This window comes from Pirellulales bacterium (assembly GCA_019636335.1).
In the GTDB taxonomy this organism is placed as follows: Bacteria; Planctomycetota; Planctomycetia; order Pirellulales; family JAEUIK01; genus JAHBXR01.
The window spans coordinates 1-1554 of the sequence record JAHBXR010000059.1 but is presented as its reverse complement, the minus strand read 5'-3'; the positions used below and the strand labels follow the sequence as shown (position 1 = coordinate 1554).

General features: G+C 62.9%; 3 protein-coding genes. All 3 read left to right on the top strand.

All coding sequences use genetic code 11. The features are described from left to right. The coding region (locus KF708_24945) for a ferredoxin (protein ID MBX3415953.1) at nt 1-178 on the top strand (178 nt) is incomplete at its 5' end. Continuing rightward, nucleotides 175-510, top strand: a complete 336-nt coding sequence (locus KF708_24940; protein MBX3415952.1) for a 2Fe-2S iron-sulfur cluster binding domain-containing protein — start codon at nt 175-177, stop codon at nt 508-510. The genes KF708_24945 and KF708_24940, both read left to right, overlap by 4 nt. Before the next feature lie 35 nt (nt 511-545). Further along, on the top strand, nt 546-1554 hold a 1009-nt coding region (locus KF708_24935), incomplete at its 3' end, for an ABC transporter substrate-binding protein (GenBank protein ID MBX3415951.1).

Here is a 1554-nt window from a genome sequence, read left to right as displayed (position 1 = left end):
CGGTCACGCACTGTGTGCCTTGCGAGCCCCGTTGGTCTACCGCACCGACGAAGAAGGCTACTGCGCGGCCGACGGCGATGTCGTCCCGCCCGAAGCGGAGGACGCGGCGCGCCTCGGCGCGAAGGCGTGTCCAGAAGGCGCAATCCGCCTCGAGCTGTTTGCGGCCAGCACCGAATGAGCAAGGACACGATTGAGATCAGTTTCGTGCAGCCGGACGGCACCAGCACGCGGGTCGAGGCACAGATCGGCAGTTCGCTGATGGAGGCAGCGATCGAGCACGGAGTACCAGGCATCGTCGCCGAGTGCGGCGGTGCCTGCTCCTGCGCGACCTGCCACGTCTACGTCGGCGCAGCGTATCCGGAACTGGTTGGTGCCAAGGATTCCTTCGAGGACGAGATGCTCACCGGCACGGCCGCCGAGCGCGAAGCTGACAGCCGACTGTCATGCCAGGTGCGCCTCGTGCCGGAGTTGAGCGGTCTGGTCGTGAGGGTTCCCGACCGACAGTACTGAAACCCGGCAATTCTCGCGTCCACAGGGAGGAAACCATGGACATATTCAGACGATTCGCACTGCTGTCGACAATCGTCACGGCATCTTTCGCCGTAGCTCCCGCGATAGCGCAGGAAACGGGCGGCACCGTCAAGATCGGCCTCAACGAATCCCTGAGCGGCAATTTTCAGGCCGTCGGGCTGCCGCCTGCCGCAGCGGTACGCATGGCGATCAAGGAGATCAACGACGCCGGCGGCTTCACCGTGGGCGGGGCGAAGTATACGCTCGAACTCATCGAGGCGGACAATCAAAGCCAGCCGGCGAGCGCCATGGCAGGCATCACCAAGCTTGTCGAAGACGACGGTGTGAAATTCGTATTCGGCCCCACCCAGAGCGCGCTCGCCATCCAGACTGCGGAAGTGACACAACCCGCCGCTGTCATCCACTTCTCGGCCGCAACACTTTGGCAGTCGAAAGGACTCTTGGCCGATCCGACGAAACCTCTGCTGTTTGGCACTCAGCAGCCGACAGGCGATATCGTGAGCTTCGAGGTCGCCGCGCTCGAGATGCTGGGTGTCAAGAAGATCGTCTTGCTTACGCAGGACGATGAAACCAGCAAGTCGATCTTTCCGAGCTTCATTCCGGCAATCGAAGCCGCAGGTATCGAGGTCGAGATCGTCTTGTTTCCGACCGACACGAACGACTTTGCGAGCCATGTCAGCCGCGCCAAGGCGGCCGCGCCGGACGCCATCTTCTTCTTCTGGCCACAAGCCAGGGTGAACGAGGTGCTTCGGTCCGTTATCGACCTTCAGGCCGCGGGTGCATTCGGCGGTCGCGGTCTCAACCCGAACGCGGCGATCAGCGGTGCGACCGGCGGTGCGATCCCGCTGCCTTTCTTCTCCTCATATGCGAGCCCCAACTTCGAATTCCCGCCAAACGAGAAGGTTCAGGACTACCGTGAGCGCCTCCTTGCGTTCGAACCCGCGGTGGCCGGAGCATTCGGCAGCTTCTCCTTCTGGGGCTACGACTTCGTGCCGATGCTCGTCGAGGCCATGAAACGGGCCG

Coding starts and splice junctions, on each gene's coding strand:
- KF708_24940 (MBX3415952.1), top strand. CDS start 175: ATGAGCAAGGACACGATTGAGATCAGTTTCGTGCAGCCGGACGGCACC.